Here is an 18,640-nt window from a genome sequence, read left to right on the forward strand (position 1 = left end):
CTTGGGGGGTATTCCTGAGTTTTTTTTGTCGAGTTATGACGCGAAGGTTGTACATGCTGTACACAAAAAAGCCAGCCTCCCAAGAGACTGGCTTCGAACAAGCCTATTGATTTTTAATAGATGGATTTCATTTCCTCATCCGTCAGCCCTGTTGCTGTCTGTATAGCTGAGCGGTCCAGCCCCATAGCCAGCAGGTTCCTTGCAACTTCCAATTTTCCTTCTCTTAAGCCTTCCACTTTCCCTAATTCTAAACCTTCCTTTTTACCTTCTTTAATCCCTTCTTTAATCCCTTCTTTAATCCCTTCCTTAATCCCTTCTTGCAATCCTTTAGCAAAACCTTCTCTTTGCGCACCGTCCCGTTGCGATGCTTCGTCATGCAGGAACTTCTGGCGGTCTTCATATTTACGCCGGGCTTCCGAATCCTGACTCAAAAACTCCAGCGTTTCCATCGCCTTTCTCAAAGCCGGTTCGTTCATCCTGAGCACCTCCCAATTCGAATTATCGTTCCCTTTCAAAAAAAGCAGCCAGTTGATCAGACCGCCTTCACCGGGGACAGCAGACTGAGTCAGCTTGGGCAGTTCCAGAAAATGAATCTCTATGTCGTCGTTGAGCGGTGCTCCGCTGCCATCCTCACGCAGATGAAAAACGCTGTGGGTGTGTTCATTCGGCAGCACCTTATAATTCAAAATATTAATCGTCACACATTTTTTGAGTTCAGAGTATCTGCCGCCGGTCTGCAGTTGGCCTGAATACCGCTTGCTCCAGTAATACAAGGTCCGCTTTTCCATATCATATTTGTTGAAGAGCTGCATTTCAATATTAATCAGCTTTCCATCTACTGTCTTAGCCCATATGTCAAAAATAGATTGCTTATCCAGAGGATCATCCTTATCCGTATAGGGATTGAGCAGCACCACTTCTTCCAGCGGCGAATCCCCGGCATCCATAAACACTCGGTTCAAAAAGGCGAGCAGCACGTCTTTGTTATTCTCGCTTGCAAATATTCTTTTAAACACAAAATCCACCCGGGGGTCCAGCAATTCCATCATATTCACTCCCGTTATCCGTATTATAACAGCCTGTAAATCAAAAAAACACCGTACCCGCATAGCTGTTCGCTATGGCAGATACGGTGCTTCCGTAAGTTCGTATAAAATTAGGGCTAATCGTTGTTGCCGCGTGTCCGGTTGCGCAGGAATGTCGGAATATCTAGCTGATCAGAGGTGGTCTGATTGCCGAAAGGACGCAAATTGGCATTCTTGTCCGCTGCTGCAGGCTCACTGCTCGCCGCCGGACGTCTGTTAGGCGCAATAGGGGATGTCTTATGCTCAAAGCCGGTGGCGATCACCGTAACTTTAATTTCATCCTTCATACTCTCCTCAATCATAGCCCCGAAAATCATGTTGACTTCAGGATCAGAAGCGAAGTTCACAATTTCAGCAGCTTCGTTGACTTCATACAAGGAGAGGTTCGAGCCGCCAGTAATGTTCATGATTATGCCGCGCGCACCTTCAATAGAAGTTTCGAGCAGTGGGCTCATAATGGCTTTGCGTGCCGCTTCCGAAGCACGGTTCTCACCGGTGGCAACTCCGATGCCCATCAGTGCCGAACCGCGTTCTGTCATAATCGTCTTCACATCGGCAAAGTCAAGGTTGATCAGGCCCGGAACGGCAATAAGATCAGAGATCCCTTGCACTGCTTGCCGGAGCACGTTGTCCGCTTCGCGGAAGGCTTCCAGCATCGGTGTCTTCTTATCAACAATTTCAAGCAGGCGGTCATTGGGAATAACAATTAAGGTATCTACCTTCTCTTTCAATGCTTCAATGCCAAGATCTGCCTGGCTAGAGCGTTTTCTTCCTTCAAAGGTAAACGGGCGGGTGACAACTCCAACGGTCAGCGCCCCGCATTCTCTGGCGATTTCAGCAATAACAGGCGCAGCGCCTGTACCCGTACCGCCACCCATGCCCGCAGTCACAAATACCATATCTGCGCCCTTGAGCGTATTGGAAATCAGATCACGGGATTCTTCGGCCGCTTTCTTGCCCACCTCAGGATTGGCACCAGCGCCTAGTCCCCGGGTCAGCTTGTCCCCGATTTGCAGCTTATGCTCCGATTTGGCCAGATGCAGCGCTTGGGCATCTGTATTAACTGTGATGAATTCAACACCCTGAACGCCATTTTCAATCATCCGGTTAACAGCATTGCTTCCGCCGCCGCCCACGCCGATGACTTTTATTTGAGCCAAGCTCTCCATTTCAAAATCAAATTCCAACATATTGTTCCATCTCCCCCTAGAATAGTGCTTGGATGGCCGGTCCAAGTATATCTGGACTTACACTTATATGAACTCGCTGAACATATTCTTTAGACGTTCTACCAAACCGGGCTTCTTCGCAGTATCCTGGCTTGGTACGGCGTTCTGCTTGTTTCGGTTGACCGTCTTCTTGTTGCCGCTTCCGCCGCCATTGCTCCGCCCGCGGAACCTGCGGACGACATTGTGCAGAATGCCAACACCACCGGTAAATCCGGGATCCCGGACACCGATATAATCCGGCACAGCAATGCGCACAGAGGCAGCCAGTTCGGTCTGAGCCGCCTTCAGGACGCCTGGCATGGATACCGTGCCGCCCGTAAGGATATAACCTCCGGGAAGCTCAGTGTAGCCAAGCCGCTTCACTTCCTGACGGATCAGGTGAAAAATCTCCTGTACCCGCGGCTCAATAATCGCTGCCAAATCTTCCTGATTGAATTCCTTTTCTACATTGCTGCCGATACGCAGAACCTTGAACACTACGTCAGAAGCGGCGTCGTCTATCCAGGCGCAGCCATATTTCAGCTTTACCTTCTCCGCCTGATCAGTAAGTGTACGAAGTCCGTATGCAATATCATTGGTAACAAATTCTCCTCCGATCGGGATCGTGGAGGTTGCACTAAGGGAACCCTCTTCATATACGGCTATCGTCGTTGAACCTGCACCGATATCCACCAGCACAGCGCCCATGGATTTCTCATCTTTGGAAAGCGCCAATCCACCGGCTCCAAGAGACATCAGCACAAGATCTTTAACTTTCAGCCCTGATTTCTCTACACAGCGAAGTAGATTATGTATTGGCGTTTTGGCTCCGGTAATGATCGTCGCTTCAACCTCAAGACGAACACCTATCATTCCGCGAGGATCCTGGATGCCTTGAAGACCGTCGACGATATATTGTTTGGCGACAACATCGATCACTTCACGTTCAGGAGGCAGTGCAATGACTTCCGCAGCCTTAATTACGCGGTCGATATCATCCTCGCCGATCTCACGGTCCTCATTCTGGACGGCTACAACACCATGACTGGACTGCAGGCCGATATGATTACCGGATATGCCGACATAGACCTCGGATATTTGAATCCCGACCATTTGCTCCGCATGATCCACAGCACTCTTGATAGATTGTACGGTCTGGTCGATATCTACGATCGCACCTTTGCGGATTCCTTCCGAATCGGCAGATCCAACGCCAATAATATTAAAGGTTCCATTGGTAACTTCCCCAATAATTGCCCGAACTTTGGATGTACCGATGTCCAAACTAACAATGATGTCATTGTTGCTCAAGCTCTATGGCACCTCCTGTTATAATCAAAATAAAAATGTAATAAAATCCCTTGTTCCCGGTCCCGGGAAACGTCTCTGTACATATTCAACATACCTAATCCTTTCCCTCTTTTTTCTACAAATTTTTTGAGTGGAATAATATGACAAGCATTCCGCATATACATAGATGCTTACTAGAATCTGTAAAATAAGCGTTTTTAGCAAGAAAAATATATATAATAAAGAAATGATATCCAAATTTATACCTTCACTTCAAAAAATCCGGAGAAAAAAGAGGGATAGTGCTTATTGCCCGTAAATCCGATTGTAGCATTTTTTTGGTCCTAATAGTAGGGACTATTTACTCTAGTGTGTCCGCATTCTCTTCATTAGCAGCCGGTGCGGCTTGAAAAGGAACATACGAATCCGCTTCAAGCATCTTGATCAGCCCGGGCTCTTCCGTCTCTATGACCTTATTCAAATATTCCACCTTATCCTTAAGCAGGGATATTGCTGTTATGACTTCAAAATGCGAACGTGTGTACAGCTTAATCCGGTCTGGAAAAGACAACGTCGGCGACGGCACAATTTCAGAGATGTCACTCGTAAGCTCATTGGGAATATCGGCGAGCGCCTGGCACAGCTTGGCCTTGTACGGGTCGGAATCTTTCCAATTGGTCAAGATAGGCTTCTCCACGGCAATTCCGGTCTCATTTACGGATACAGCAGCTCCACTGGATAAAATCGCCTTAAGCGTACCTCCCTGGTCCAATTCGTAAGCGACCGCAGGATACTCATCAATGCTTATGGTCACAACTCCGGGAAATTTCTTCTGCACGCTTACATCCTGTATCGTCTTAAGCTTCTTCAGAGAGTCCTTCACAGAAGTCTTGGAAACGGCAAAAAACTGTCCTCCAATCGTAAGGCCGCTCTGAGACAGCAGCTCCTCCCGGGTGGTATATTTGCCCCCTTGGAAATGGATTTCAGTAATGCGGCTGACGGACGAGCGAAAAAATATCACGGCCAGCAGCGCAATGAACAGCAGCAGCAGGATGATTGTGATTTTGCGGCTCACTTTCTTGGGTGGCTTGTCCTCTTTAAGAAGAGGTAAACGGGTTTTAGGCATTCTCATATCTCCGTAATAAGGCCCTGTCTCCTTCCCTCACAACAAGCCGAAGGAGACAGGGAGCTTTAGTTGGCCAAATCTAACGGACCCGGCACAGGTATTTTGCGAGTGATGTGTGCGCCAAGCTTCTGGAACAGCTTCTCAATGCCGTCATATCCGCGGTCAATATGATGTGCCTGCTCAACAACCGTAGTGCCTTGAGCCGCGAGACCGGCGATCACCAGGGCAGCCCCCGCCCGCAGGTCGGTAGCTTCCACCGTGGCACCGTACAGCCTTTGCACCCCGCGGATAAACGCACGGTTAAGGTCTATGGAGATATCGGCACCCATCCGTGCCATCTCCTCCACATGCTTGAAGCGGCCCTCAAATACCGTTTCTTTGATAACGCTGAATCCATCGGCCAGCGACAGCAGAACCATAATCTGAGATTGCAGATCAGTGGGAAAAGACGGGTAGGGAGAGGTTACAATCCTCTCCACCGCACGGGGACGCCCCATGCAGCTAATATTAATTATATCATTGCAAACTGTGATTTGAACACCAGCCCGCCTGAGCACATGAATGAGCGAGGATAAATGCCCGGCATTGGTATGGGTCAAAGTCACACTTCCCCGTGTAGCTGCAGCGGCGATCATTACTGTTCCGGCAACAATCCGGTCGGGAATGACCTCGTACGTACAGGGGGAGAGCTTCTTGACGCCTTGAATCGTAATGGTATCGGTACCCGCACCGATGATCTGAGCCCCCATTTGGTTCAGATAGTTTTGCAAATCCTGGATTTCCGGTTCTCTGGCCGCTCCGGATATCGTAGTCGTGCCTTCCGCCATGACAGCGGCCATCATGATATTCTCCGTTGCTCCTACGCTGGGATAATCGAGATGAATGTCGTTGCCGATCAGCCTTGCGGCCCGGCAGGAAATCTGCCCGCCCGATTCCTCGATTTCCGCGCCAAGCAGCCTCAGCCCCTGCAAATGCAGGTCAATTTTGCGTTCCCCGATTGCACAGCCTCCAGGCTGGTAAATCGTCACCTCTCCAAACCTGGACAACAACGGTCCCATCAGAAAAATGGAGGATCTCATCTGCCGCATCAAATCCTCAGGAACATGGGAGGTAAAGGCAGCCGAAGTATCTAACGTTACTGTCCCTTCAGCATGCACTCCCCTGCACCCCAGCCGTTCCAGAATATTCAGCATGGTTTCGATGTCCAGCAGCTCCGGCACATTATGCAGTGAGTGAACTCCTTCGGCCAGCAGGCTAGCCGCCAGAATCGGCAGTGCCGCATTTTTTGCTCCATGGATACGTATGGTGCCTGACAGGGGATTTCCACCCTCAATCACCAATTTGTCCAATGTATCACCTCCGAGATTACCGCTCACCCACCACCGGGCACTTTCCATACGGGGATTAGCGAAATGTCTGTGAGAGCTTTCCCGCCCCGCATTTCACAGTCCGAAAGTGCTCTGGGTGATTGTCACGATTATAGGATTATCCTATGTTCGTAGTCTCAGGTGTGTGACAATGAAGGCCGGGCAACCAGCTACAGCCTTCAGCAGCCATGTGCAAAAATATTCATATCTGGCCACAGCCGCGCCAGAAGAAGTGGTTAAGACCGCTTCTTCTGGGCCGCCAGTCTGCGCAGCTCGCTGACTACCAGCGCAGCGGCGTCTCTTTTGCCAAGACGCCGGGAGGCTTCCGACATTTGAGAGCGTACAGACTCCGCACTGATAATCTTCTGAACCGCCTCCATAAGAGACTGGCCGGTCAAGTCCTTCTCAAGCAGCACTGCGGCCGCGCCTTCCCGCTCCAGTTGTCTGGCATTCGCCTCCTGGTGATTGTTCGTCACATTAGGGGACGGAATGAGGACAGAGGGAATTCCCAGCGCTGTAATCTCAGCCAGAAAAGAAGCGCCTGCCCGGTTCACGATAAGGGAGGTACAAGCCAGCACCTCGGGCATATTGTGAACATACGGGAGAAGGTGCAGCCAGTTCGGCACGCCGCCCAGCTTCTGGCGCAGAGCCTTGCGGGTTTCTTCGAAATAGGACTCACCGGTTACATACACATAGTGGACACCATTCCCCTTACCTACAAGCGGGGCCATTTCGATCATTGCTTGGTTAATCGCTCTTGCTCCGCCGCTGCCGCCAACCATAAGCACAACCGTACTGCCCTCAGGAATGCCCAGGGAAGCGAAGCCGCGCTGCGGATTGGCGGTGGTTACAGTGGTCGCCCGGGGATTCCCGGTATAGATCACATTTTTCCCTCCGGGAAAAGCCGATTCCGTTCCTTCGAAGCTTACGGCAACCGTGTCGGCATAACGGCTGAGAAAACGGTTCGTCAGCCCCGGAATTGCATTCTGCTCATGAATGAGCGTGGGAATGCCCAGCTTGGAGGCCGCATACACTACAGGGCCGCATACGTATCCTCCGGTGCCAATCACGACATCCGGCTTAAACTCCCGGAGCATCTCCTTAGAGGCTTTAACCCCCTTCAGAAAACGCATCACGGTCTTCACATTGTCCATTGAAATCTTGCGGCGGAAGCCGGTAATATCTATTGATTTGAACGGGAGATTCTCTTGGGGTACCAGCTTGCTCTCCAGTCCCCGCTTCCCTCCAATATACAAAAAGGACGAGTCTTCCTCTTCAGCTTCAAGCTGCCTGGCGACGGCTACGGCGGGATAGATATGTCCGCCTGTACCGCCGCCGCTTAATACGATACGCATGTCGTCTTTCACCTCGCATAACGGGATAAATTAAGCAATATTCCAAGTGCGGTGAGCATCAGTGTCAGCGATGAGCCCCCGTAGCTGATCAGCGGAAGCGTAATGCCGGTGACCGGCATGAGACCGATGACAACGCCGATGTTGATGATAACCTGAACAGCCACCATACAGACAATCCCGACCGCCAAGTAGCTGCCAAAACGGTCAGGCAGGCTCATCGCCACCTTCATGCCGCGCCAGATCAGAATCAGAAACAGGACCAGCACAATCAGCCCGCCGATGAACCCCAGCTCCTCTGCCAAGATGGAAAAAATAAAATCGGTCTGCGGCTCAGGCACGTAGCTGTACTTTTGCCGGCTCATGCCAAGCCCCAGCCCGCCAAGCCCGCCGGGACCAATCGCATATAGCGACTGGATAATCTGATAGCCCGCCCCCAGCGGATCAGACCAGGGATCGAGGAATGCCGTAATCCGCTTAAGCCGGTAAGGCGCTGCAGCGACCAAGCCGGCGAAGCCAACGACTCCCAGCGCGCCCAGAGAAAGCAAATGCTTCATCCGTGCCCCCGCTGTAAAAACCATCATCAAGGCAGCACCAAACATTACGGTGCCTGTGCCGAGATCCGGCTGGAGCATAATCAGCGCAAATGCGGAGCCGATCAGCGCCAGCGGAGGAAGCAGCCCGCGTGTGAAGGTGGAGATGTCATAATCGTCTTTTCCAAGCCAGTTAGCCAGAAAAAGAATCATTCCCATCTTCATGAACTCGGAGGGCTGAATTCCGAAAGAGCTGATCCCCAGCCAGCTTCGCGCTCCGCCGCGTACAACGCCGATTCCTGGAATCAGCACCAGAACGAGCAGTATGAAGCAGACGATCAGGGCCGGTCTGGCGAATTTCTTCAGCACCAGATAGTCGGTGTTCGCGGTGACGAACATGGCTCCCAGCCCGAGCCCTGCGAACAATAGTTGCCTTTTGACAAAATAAAACGAATCTCCATAATTGCGGAAGCCCAAAACGGACCCGGCGCTGTATACCATCACCATACCGATGGCCAGCAGGGAGAGTATAGCCACCAGTATCCAGATATCGGGCGCATGACGGGATTTATTCATCAGGAGCACACCTCTTGCATCCGTAGTAGGGGCTTATCCACCCCCCTACTTAAAGGTTATGCACCGCCTCTTTAAAAATACGCCCGCGCTCCTCATAGGATGTAAACATATCCCAGCTGGCACATGCAGGAGAGAGAAGAACAATATCTCCCGCTTCCGCCAAGGCGGAAGCCTCCCGCACAGCCTCCTGCAGCACGGCGGCGGCGCTCTCCCCAGTATCGACGGAGATAATCCGCTTTACTCCTGCCAACTGCGCGACTTTAACAAGCTTGTCCTTCGTTTGACCCAGAGCCACCAGCGCTTTGACGCCGCCAAGGACAGGCACAAGCTCCATATAGTCGGAGCCACGGTCTAAGCCTCCGGCAATCAGCACAACCGGTGCCCGGAAGGAGGTCAGCGCCATGGCCGTTGCTTTGGAATTGGTAGCCTTGGAATTGTTATAATAGGCGGCTCCTGAATGATCAGCCACATATTCAAGCCGGTGCTCCACCCCCCGGAAGGAAGCCAGCACTCCGCCCAGCACTGCCGGGTCAGCCCCGGCGGCGATAGCAATGCCGCAGGCAGCCAGCGCATTCTCCACATTGAAACGTCCCGGCAGGCCGATGGAATCGACTGTGGCTATTTCCGTCTCACTCTCTGTGTAATCACGGTAAATGATAACCCGCTTCAGGTCATCATCGGTACCCGGCACAAAGGCCGGACGGACAAATATCCCCTGAACCAGCTCCTCGGTCATCGAGAAAGGCAGAATCCCGGCCTTAATATAAGGCACCAGCTCCCGGCAGACCGGATCATCCCAGTTCAGCACCGCCGTATCGCTCGGCTCCTGATTGGCGAACAGCTTGGCTTTGGAGGCTACATAATCCTCCATTCCGCCATGATAATCCAGATGGGTTTCGGCCACGTTCAGCAGACAGCCCACCTTGGGGCGGAACGTCTCCGTCCCCTTAAGCTGGAAGCTGCTGAGCTCAACGACCATCCAATTGTCCTCGTGGGCCTCCTGTGCGGCCTGACAGAGCGGTGTGCCAATGTTGCCGGCAACAATAGGGTTCATTCCGGCAGCCTCCAGCATGCGGCCTACCCAGGTCGTCGTCGTCGTCTTTCCGTTGGAGCCGGTAATCCCGATCATCGGTGCCGCGCAGAGACGGTACGCCACTTCTACCTCGGTCACAACTTCGATGCCCAGCTCCAGCGCCCGCACTACAGGTGCTGCCGAATAGGGAATGCCGGGATTTTTGACCATAAGGCTGACCCCCTCATGAATCAGCCCCTCGGGATGCCCGCCGCATATAACAGAAATTCCCAAAGACTCCAGTTCGGAAGCTTCGGGACTTTGATCTCTTTCCTTTTTATCATTGACCTTTACGTTTGCGCCGCGCTCATGCAGCACCTTGGCCACCTGGACGCCGCTTTTGGCAAGCCCCAGGACCACCACCTCTTCACCACGGTACTCATCTGGATGTTTCATTCTTTACAACCCCTTGCTGATATATAGTCCAACAGCCGCCAGGACCAGGCTCACCGCCCAGAAGGAGACGACAACCCGCCATTCCGACCAGCCGCCAAGCTCAAAATGATGATGGATCGGGCTCATTCTGAATATGCGTTTGCCGCGTGTCTTGAAAGAGGTCACCTGCAAAACAACAGACAGCATTTCAATGACAAATACCCCGCCGATCACGATAAACAGCAGCTCGCTTTTGGTCACGATGGCAATAGCCCCGATCGCGCCGCCGATGCCGAAGGAGCCGAAATCACCCATGAACACCTTGGCCGGATGAGCATTAAAGACCAGAAAACCAAGCACCGCCCCGATCATCGCAGCCGCGCAGACTCCAGCCGCAATAGAGGTAGCCTGCATAGCCACCACAGCAAAAGCAGCCAGTGCAATCGCGCTGACACCTGACAGCAGCCCATCTACTCCATCGGTAAAATTAACCGCATTTGTTACAGCCATCATCATGACGATAATAAACGGATAATAAAACCAGCCGCCCCAGTCAAAGCTCAGCCCGGTTCCCGGGATGCTTATGCCGGTGTTGTGACCGGCGGAGATCAGCAGGCCGCACATTACTGCCCCGACCAGCAACTGGCCCAGCAGCTTCTGCCGCGGCGTCAGTCCCAGGGAGCGTTTGAATACGATTTTGATATAGTCATCCAGGAAGCCGATCAGCCCGTAACCAAGCGTAGCTACCAAGAGAACATAAAAATCTGAGTCCACTACAGAAAATTTCAGAAAAGACAAAGTGAACGCCACCATGATGATAATTCCGCCCATCGTAGGGGTTCCGGCTTTTTTCAAGTGAGATTGAGGTCCGTCATCACGAACCTGCTGTCCGAATTTCATCCTCCGCAGCAGCGGAATGAAGAGCGGAGCGGCAATGACCGCAAGGATAAAGGATACGGCAATAGTCAGCAAAAGTAGTTGATAATCCATGGGTACACCCCCTCCATTAGTTTAGATCTGCCCGAGAATGCTCATTTAAGCTGTGCAGCACTTCCTCCAGACGCATTCCCCTGGAAGCTTTGAACAATACAACATCCTTGGGGCCGCATTTGCCAATCAAGGCAGAAGTAAGCTCCCCTTTATCTGAAAAAGCAAACACCCGCTCCGGTCCGAATCGCTCTAAAGCTGCTTCGGCGATATGTGCAGACAACGGCCCATAGGTAAACACCAGATCCGTTTCTGCAGGGTTCAAATAGCCGCCGATTTCCGCATGGAAACGCACTTCATCCGGCCCAAGTTCCAGCATGTCCCCCAGCACAGCGATTCGGCTTCCGCCGCATTTCATAGACTGAAGCACATCAATTGCTGCTCTCATGGAGGTGGGACTGGCATTATAAGCATCATTCAGCAAAATAAGGCCGGATGCCGCCTGCATCACTTCAATCCGCATACCGGTCAGTTTAAGCTTGCTTAATCCGTCCTTGATATTGTCCTCTGTTACGCTGTAATGACGTGCAACCGCGAGCGCAGCCAAAGCGTTGACGACATTATGCTGTCCCGGAAGCGGCAGAGAGAAGGCGCGCTTCGGATGAAGGCTGGATGTAAAGGTCATTCCTCCCGTATGCGACATCATTCCCGTCGGATAATCATCGTTGTCAGGAGACAACCCGAAGCGGAAGGACTTCATTTCTGCTGGAGCGCGGAACGCAGGCTCTGCAATGACTTCGGCAAGCAGCGGCTCGTCGCCGTTATAAATGAGCAGGCCTCCGGGCTTCAGGCCTTCGGCGATTTCCAGCTTCGCTCTGGCAATCTCCTTGCGGGAGCCGAGCTGCAGCAGATGTGATTCACCTACATTGGTAATTACAGCCACATCAGGCGGAGCCAACGAAGCAAGAAGAGCTATCTCCCCCCGCGAGCTCATCCCCATCTCCAGAACGGCAATCTGGGTTTCCTCGCTCATCGAGAGAATTGTAAGCGGCAAGCCGATGTGATTATTGAAATTGCCCTGTGTTTTGTGGACTCTATACTGTCCCTCTAGCAGGGCTGTAATTATGTCCTTGGTTGTTGTCTTGCCGTTGCTGCCTGTGACGGCAACAACCTGTGGCGCAATCTGGCTTAAATAGGCTGAAGCCAGCCTCTGCAGCGCGGTCAGTGTGTCATCTACCAGGATGACTCCGCCGCCTTCAGGCGCTCCCTCTTTATCCCGCTGCCACAAGGTGGCGGCGGCTCCTGCCGCCAAAGACGCGGCACCATAATCGTGCCCGTCGAAATGTTCCCCGATCAGCGGAACGAACAGGCAGGCAGGCGTGATTTTGCGGGAGTCGGTAACGACCCCCGCAATCTCCGTATCCATATCCACAGCAGAGATCAGCTCTCCTCCGCACATGTCAGCGATGTTTCGCAGCGTTCTTATAATCAATAGCTTCGGCCCCTTATAACTTCTTTGGCGATGACGCGGTCATCGAAATCATGAACCACTCCGCCAATCAGCTGATAGGTCTCATGACCTTTCCCCGCAATCAATACTACATCGCTGGGGCTTGCCATTTCAATAGCTTTTGTGATAGCTTCCCGCCGGTCCACAATCATTTCATAGCGGTCCTGCGCCACCCCATCCGCCTGCAGCCCGGCTTCGATATCCCGCAGAATGAGCAGCGGATCTTCGGTCCGGGGATTGTCAGAGGTTACAAATACATGATCGCTGTACTTCGCAGCAATTTTTCCCATTAGAGGACGTTTGGTAGTGTCTCTGTCTCCGCCGCAGCCAAAGACTGTAAGCACCTTGCCTGCCGCAAATTCACAAACCGCCTTCAGCACATTCTCCAATCCGTCCGGTGTGTGGGCATAGTCTACGATAACCGCGAAATCCTGGCCTTCATCCACGGATTCCACACGTCCGGGTACGCCGGCAACCGACTCCAGGCTGGCCTTGATATCCGCAAGCGGCACATCCTCCAGCAGAGCAGCCGTGATCGCGGCAAGCGCATTGTACACATTGAACTTTCCGACCATACGCAGAGAAATGTCAGCCTCTCCCTTAAACGTATCCACATGGAAAAAAGTTCCTTTGGAGGTGATGGAAATTTGCGAGGCCCGGACATTGGCGCCGCTGTCGATGCCGTATGTAATGACCTCCGCCGCAGTCTGTGCGGCAAAATAGGCGCTTGCCTCGTCATCCGCATTCAATACGGCATATTTGCGTTCTTCCTTCCATGGCGAAATCACATTGCCGAGCCGGGAAAAGAACAGCCCTTTAGCCGCACGGTACTCCTCCATTGTATGATGATAATCCAAATGATCCTGGGTCAAATTCGTAAATATCGCTATACGGTAGTCCGTTCCCTTTACCCGTCCTTGCCGGAGCGCGTGGGAGGAGACCTCCATCACACAGCACTGCACTCCCTTCGAGACCATATCACTAAGTGTGCGCTGCAGCTCAAGCGATTCCTGCGTCGTGCCTGACATCGGATAGCTCTGACCGTCATAGCGCATCTGAATCGTCCCGATCAGCCCTGTCTTCACATTATGATCCTGCATAATCCGCTCAATGAGATAAGTGGTCGTCGTTTTGCCATTCGTGCCGGTAATTCCAATCATTCGCAATCTGCTGCTCGGCGAGCCAAAAAAAGCGCCCGACAACACCGACATCGCAAACCGGCTGTCATCCACCACAATCTGTGGCAGATCAATCTCAAGCTTCCGCTCACAGACAATGGCGGAGGCGCCATTCGCGGCGGCCTGCGGCGCAAATTCATGTCCATCCACGGTAAAACCCGGCAGACAGATGAATAAGTTACCCGGCTCAACACGGCGCGAATCCACCTGAATATTGGTAATTTCCGTCTCTCCATCCCCATAGAGACGCGAAGCTGCAAGACAAGATGATAATTCATTAACTTTCATAGCAATCCCTCACTCTGCATTTTCGGATAAGAAACACAGCCTTATACCTTATTTTTCACTGTCAGCACCCATATAGATCCTGATCGTCGAGCCCTGCTCGACTCTGGCACCCGCTTTTGGCGCCTGATTGATTACTGTATTGCCAGTTCCTGAACGGGCGAGCGTAAAGTTCATGTTCAGATCCTCGTAAATATCCTGGACCGTTGCCCCCGTAAGGTCGGGAACCGTCACAATTGGAGTTTCGCCATATTTATAGGTTTTGGGAAGCTGATCCTTGCGCTCAGGGACCTTCAAATAATGCAGGGAGTCTTCCAGAATATTTTGTACGATTGGAGCTGCCACTACCCCCCCGAACTGAATCCCCATAGGATTATCCACTGCCGTGTATACGACAATTTGTGGATCATCAGCAGGCGCAAAACCTATAAAAGATACGATATGCTCGGTAGCTGAATAGCGGCCGTTAATTACTTTTTGTGCCGTCCCTGTCTTGCCTCCCACACGGTAGCCGTCAATAAATGCCGGCCGGCCGGTTCCTTTGGCAACTACGCTCTCAAGGGCAGCGCGCACCTTCTTCGAGGTTTCTTCCGAGATGACCTGCCGCACCATTTCCGGCTGTGGCTCCGATACGATCTTGCCGGTATCGGGATTAATCCATGCCTTGGCGACATGCGGCGTATAGAGCTTGCCGCCGTTAATGGCTGCCGATACAGCAGCAATCTGCTGAATCGGCGTGACCGACACCCCTTGACCGAAGGCTGTGGTCGCCAGCTCTACCGGTCCCACCTGCGCCGGCTTGAACAAGATTCCGCTTGCTTCGCCGTTCAGATCAATGCCGGTTTTGGCGCCGAAACCGAAATCACGGATGTATTTAAACAAGGTATCCTTGCCCAAACGCTGTCCAAGTGCGACAAAGCCGGGGTTGCAGGAGTTCTCTACCACCTGAAGAAAGCTCTGGCTGCCGTGGCCGCCTTTTTTCCAGCAGCGCAGCTTAGCCCCGGCAACCTCAATATAACCGGGATCATAAAAGTGGTCATTCTGCAAGTCTACCTTGCCCTCCTGCAGCGCAGCAGCCAAGGTTATGATTTTGAACGTGGAACCCGGTTCATAGGTCATCCAGATCGGCAGGTTACGGTTATAGACCTGAGCGTCATATTCCTTGTAGGCTCCAGGCTCATACCCCGGTCTGCTTGCCATGGCCAGGATTTCGCCGTTCTTCGGATTCATTGCAATCGCCCAGCTGCCCTGGGCCTGATATTTCACCATCGCCTGATCCAGCTCGCGTTCCATAATCGACTGAATCTGCTTATCTATCGTCAGTTGCAGATTGAGACCGTCCTTAGGAGCCGAATATTTCTCGGATGACCCGGGCATCAGCCTGCCCCCGGCATCGGACAAATAGGAGATATTGCCCGCGCTGCCTTGCAGCAGCTTGTCGTAAATATTCTCCACCCCGGTAATTCCCTGATTATCTATGCCTGTGAAGCCAAGGATATGTGCCGCCAAATCGCCATAGGGATAAAACCGTTTGTTATCCTCAGCCACAACGATGCCCGGCAGCTGCAAATCACGGATGCTCGCGGCCAGCTCCATCGTAATTTTGCGGCCGCCGGGCTGCAGCTTCACCGATGACTCACTTTTAGACAGCAAAGCCACCAGCTTCGTCTCGCTCATACCGAGCAGCGGAGCCAGCGTCTGTGCTGTCTTTTGCTTCTCCTTCACCTGCACGGGAACCGCGTAAACGGTAGGGGAGCTGATATTGTAGGCCAGTGCCGTCCCTTCCCGGTCCAAGATTTCACCGCGTTTGGCGGTATAAGGAATATTACGGCGCCACAGATTTTCCGCCTTGGCGCTCAGCTTCTCGCCTTGGGATAACTGCACATAGGCAAGACGCACGGCCAGAGAGCCGAACAATACGGCAAGTCCCAGCAGCGTCCACAGCATTCTCCGCCGAGTTACGACCTTCGAAACCTTCATTCCGTTCTCCCCCCGCTTTCGCTTCATAGACATGAGCTCTTATCTTCATGACTATTCGGGACAAACAGGGGTTAGAACAAGCCTGAGCTTATACGCTATTCTGCCTTCGTGTCTTTATTAGTGTCTTCCGCAGCTGGTGGGACAGGAATGTTCTCGCCATATTCATTGAGCGGTTTAAGCGCCAGGGTTACCAAGGTTTTTCCATTCTTGATGCCTTGTGTTTGCTGGGACACATAACCTTCACCCTCAATGGCAATGCCTACCTTAAGCAGACTGAGAATTTCCAGCGCATCACGCAGGGACTGCCCGCGCAAATCAGGAATAACGGGTTTATCGCCCTGCTGGCCCAGCAGATAGATACGCTGCCCTGATGCCAGCAGGGTCCCCTTCTCAGGGTATTGGCTGACAACCGTTGTTCCCTCGCCGACCGCCTCGAAATCATAGCCTTGATCTATCAGCAGTTGTCTGGCCGCCTGCATCGTTTTACCGGTCAGATCAGGTGCAGAGCGCTGCTCGGACACCGTGCTTTTGACTGTTTTGTCACTGCTGTCTTTAGAATCTGGAACCACTTTGGGTACTCCCATATAAGGCAGAGCCTGCGACACAATCTCTTTAAAAATTGGTGCAGCGGCAGCACCGCCGCCTTCTCCGTCTTGCGGCTCGTCAATGATTACAATAACTGCAATCTTCGGATCATTGACCGGAGCATAGCCGATAAAAGAAGCAAGCACCTTGTTCCGGTCATAATCCTTGCCTTGGACCTTGATCGCCGTACCAGTCTTGCCTGCCACACGGTAGCCTTCAATGTAAGCATGGCGTCCGGTCCCCTTGACCTGATCGGCAACAACCTGCTCCAGATAGCCACCCGTTTCCCGGGCGCTCTCCTTCGAGATTACCTGGCGTACCACCTCGGGCTGGGTAACCGTTGTCTTGCCGGTGTTCGGGTCGGTAATTTCCTTGACCACATGTGGAACCATCAGCTTGCCGCCGTTGGCAATGGCCGACACCGCCGTAAGCTGCTGAATCGGAGTAACGAGCACCTTGCCGTGACCATAGGCGAGCGTGGCATTTTCCGAAGCAATGTTCGGATCAGGGTTGACGATACCGATGGTTTCACCCGGCAGGTCGATTCCAGTTTTCTCATTGAAGCCAAACTCGTTGATGTACTGTTTCAGTCTATCCTGACCAAGCATCTCATAGCCAAGCTTAACGAAGGCTACGTTACTGGAGCGCTTCACACCTTCAAGGAACGAAATCTTCCCCCAGCCTACTCTATTGATATCGTGAAGCGGCTTCTTGTACCCCTTGATGTAAATTTGGCCGGACTGGAAGGTAGCATCAGGATTAAAGAGCTTCTCCTGCACTGCTCCCGCCAGTGTCACAATCTTGAAGGTTGACCCCGGTTCATACCTGGACTTGATCGCATGGTTGTAAAACCCTCCCGCATCCTTTGTATCCCAGTATTCATTCGGGTTGAAGGTAGGCATATTCGCCATGCCGAGAATTTCCATCGTATTCGGATCGGCGGCAATGACACTCATGCTTTTGGGCTTGTATTTGTCATAAGCTGTTTTCATTGCCCTCTCAATATAATATTGAATTGTACTGTCAATCGTCAGCTTGAAATTGTTTCCATTGACCACAGGCTGGTACGTATCGTTGGAATCCGGAAGCTTGATCCCTTTGCCATCGCTCTGATAGAGAAGCTCGCCGTCCGTCCCTTTGAGCTGCTTATCAAAATACTTCTCCAGCCCCATAATCGCTTTGCCGTCTCTGTCGGTATAGCCCAAAATATGCGCTGCAAGTGTATCCTTAGGATAATAACGCTTCTGTTCTGTGACAAGTCCCACACCGGTTTCCTGAATCTTATGCTCTTTCGCAAGCTCCTTGTTGAAAGCATCTACCTTATCCGCGAGTTCTTTGCTTATCTTCCAGCCCTCATTGCGGATCTCACGGTTCTTGAGGTATTTGCCTTTATCATCCTTAGCCTCTATCAATTTCTTCAGCTCGTCCACGGGCTTGCCCAGCAGCTTATTCAGTCCCTCGATGACCTCTTCACCGATCCCCCGCTCAGCAATAACTTCAGGGTCAACAACAACGGTATACGCAGGCACATCACTAGCCAGAACATTTCCGTTACGGTCCTCGATTTCACCGCGTACAGCCTTAATGATTGATGTATGTGCCCACTGCTTGGCCGCTTCTCCCTGATAGTACTCGCCATGCAGAATCTGAATCCAGAATACCCGGGCAATTAAAACAAGAAAAAAGAGGGTAATACACCCTCCTATAAACAGCGTGCGAAGTTTTATTCTTTTCACCATACGCAAACCTCACAAACATTATTATTACGATTGCTGCCAATCGCCGACTAATTGCCTCCGCCTGTGGCTGTATTGCTCAGTGGAACATGAATGGTCGAGCCTTCATCAGGTGTTTTAAATCCCATTTCACTAGCACGTTCAGCTACTGTCTGTTCGAGATTCTGCTTCTCCATCTGATAGGTAGCGATCTGCTTCTTCGTCTTGGCAATATTACTGTCCAGCTTCTGCGCCTGCAGGTTCAAATCGTAAATATGCACGTAACGCCAAATCAGGGTGGCAGCCACCAGCACAAATACGCCAAGTGTCAGCATATAGAGCAGCTTCTCCTTCAGCGGAAGCACCATGCGTCTGGTAACTACTTTCGTCTTCTCGCGGTAAAGCCTGTCCGCCTCTTCTTTTCTTTTGGGTTGAACTGCTAAATTGCCGCGGGTATAGGCCATCTCTGACTCTCC

14 protein-coding genes are annotated in these 18,640 nt (G+C 52.1%); all 14 read right to left on the bottom strand.

All coding sequences use genetic code 11. The features are described 5' to 3' along the window. Positions 1-113: 113 nt before the first annotated feature. On the bottom strand, positions 114-1,049 hold the full coding sequence (locus ACX1DY_RS07995; protein ID WP_458963656.1) for an Rpn family recombination-promoting nuclease/putative transposase: 936 nt from the start codon (positions 1,047-1,049) through the stop codon (positions 114-116). A gap of 113 nt (positions 1,050-1,162) precedes the next feature. Next, entirely contained in the window at positions 1,163-2,275 is a 1,113-nt protein-coding gene (gene ftsZ, locus ACX1DY_RS08000) for a cell division protein FtsZ (RefSeq protein WP_458963657.1), read from the bottom strand. A 63-nt stretch (positions 2,276-2,338) separates the two neighbouring features. After that, positions 2,339-3,604, bottom strand: a complete 1,266-nt coding sequence (ftsA, locus tag ACX1DY_RS08005) for a cell division protein FtsA (RefSeq protein WP_458963658.1) — start codon at positions 3,602-3,604, stop codon at positions 2,339-2,341. 340 nt (positions 3,605-3,944) lie between these two features. Further along, positions 3,945-4,709, bottom strand: coding sequence for a cell division protein FtsQ/DivIB (locus tag ACX1DY_RS08010; protein WP_458963659.1), 765 nt, complete (start codon positions 4,707-4,709; stop codon positions 3,945-3,947). A 65-nt stretch (positions 4,710-4,774) separates the two neighbouring features. After that, the gene (gene murA / locus ACX1DY_RS08015) at positions 4,775-6,058 is read right to left on the bottom strand and encodes a UDP-N-acetylglucosamine 1-carboxyvinyltransferase (RefSeq protein WP_458963660.1); all 1,284 of its coding nucleotides are present in this window, start codon (positions 6,056-6,058) and stop codon (positions 4,775-4,777) included. 254 nt (positions 6,059-6,312) lie between these two features. Beyond that, the gene (murG, locus tag ACX1DY_RS08020) at positions 6,313-7,431 is read right to left on the bottom strand and encodes an undecaprenyldiphospho-muramoylpentapeptide beta-N-acetylglucosaminyltransferase (RefSeq protein WP_458963661.1); all 1,119 of its coding nucleotides are present in this window, start codon (positions 7,429-7,431) and stop codon (positions 6,313-6,315) included. A gap of 8 nt (positions 7,432-7,439) precedes the next feature. After that, positions 7,440-8,537, bottom strand: coding sequence for a stage V sporulation protein E (spoVE, locus tag ACX1DY_RS08025; protein ID WP_458963662.1), 1,098 nt, complete (start codon positions 8,535-8,537; stop codon positions 7,440-7,442). Between the two features lie 49 nt (positions 8,538-8,586). Next, positions 8,587-10,005: a UDP-N-acetylmuramoyl-L-alanine--D-glutamate ligase gene (murD, locus tag ACX1DY_RS08030; RefSeq protein WP_458963663.1), complete on the bottom strand. Its 1,419-nt coding sequence runs from the start codon at positions 10,003-10,005 to the stop codon at positions 8,587-8,589. Between the two features lie 3 nt (positions 10,006-10,008). Continuing rightward, positions 10,009-10,974, bottom strand: a complete 966-nt coding sequence (gene mraY, locus ACX1DY_RS08035) for a phospho-N-acetylmuramoyl-pentapeptide-transferase (RefSeq protein WP_458963664.1) — start codon at positions 10,972-10,974, stop codon at positions 10,009-10,011. Positions 10,975-10,990: 16 nt separating this feature from the next. Then, positions 10,991-12,403, bottom strand: a complete 1,413-nt coding sequence (locus tag ACX1DY_RS08040; protein WP_458963665.1) for a UDP-N-acetylmuramoyl-tripeptide--D-alanyl-D-alanine ligase — start codon at positions 12,401-12,403, stop codon at positions 10,991-10,993. Continuing rightward, the gene (locus ACX1DY_RS08045; RefSeq protein ID WP_458963666.1) at positions 12,400-13,887 is read right to left on the bottom strand and encodes a UDP-N-acetylmuramoyl-L-alanyl-D-glutamate--2,6-diaminopimelate ligase; all 1,488 of its coding nucleotides are present in this window, start codon (positions 13,885-13,887) and stop codon (positions 12,400-12,402) included. Before ACX1DY_RS08045 ends, ACX1DY_RS08040 begins: the two co-directional genes overlap by 4 nt. 48 nt (positions 13,888-13,935) lie before the next feature. Beyond that, a complete protein-coding gene (locus tag ACX1DY_RS08050) occupies positions 13,936-15,864 on the bottom strand; it encodes a stage V sporulation protein D (RefSeq protein WP_458963919.1) in 1,929 nt (642 codons plus the stop codon). Between the two features lie 95 nt (positions 15,865-15,959). Next, the gene (locus ACX1DY_RS08055) at positions 15,960-18,188 is read right to left on the bottom strand and encodes a penicillin-binding transpeptidase domain-containing protein (protein WP_458963667.1); all 2,229 of its coding nucleotides are present in this window, start codon (positions 18,186-18,188) and stop codon (positions 15,960-15,962) included. A gap of 47 nt (positions 18,189-18,235) precedes the next feature. After that, complete coding sequence (locus ACX1DY_RS08060; RefSeq protein ID WP_458963668.1) at positions 18,236-18,628, bottom strand: cell division protein FtsL; 393 nt, start codon at positions 18,626-18,628, stop codon at positions 18,236-18,238. Between the last annotated feature and the right edge of the window lie 12 nt (positions 18,629-18,640).

The organism is Paenibacillus sp. BAC0078 (assembly GCF_054483875.1).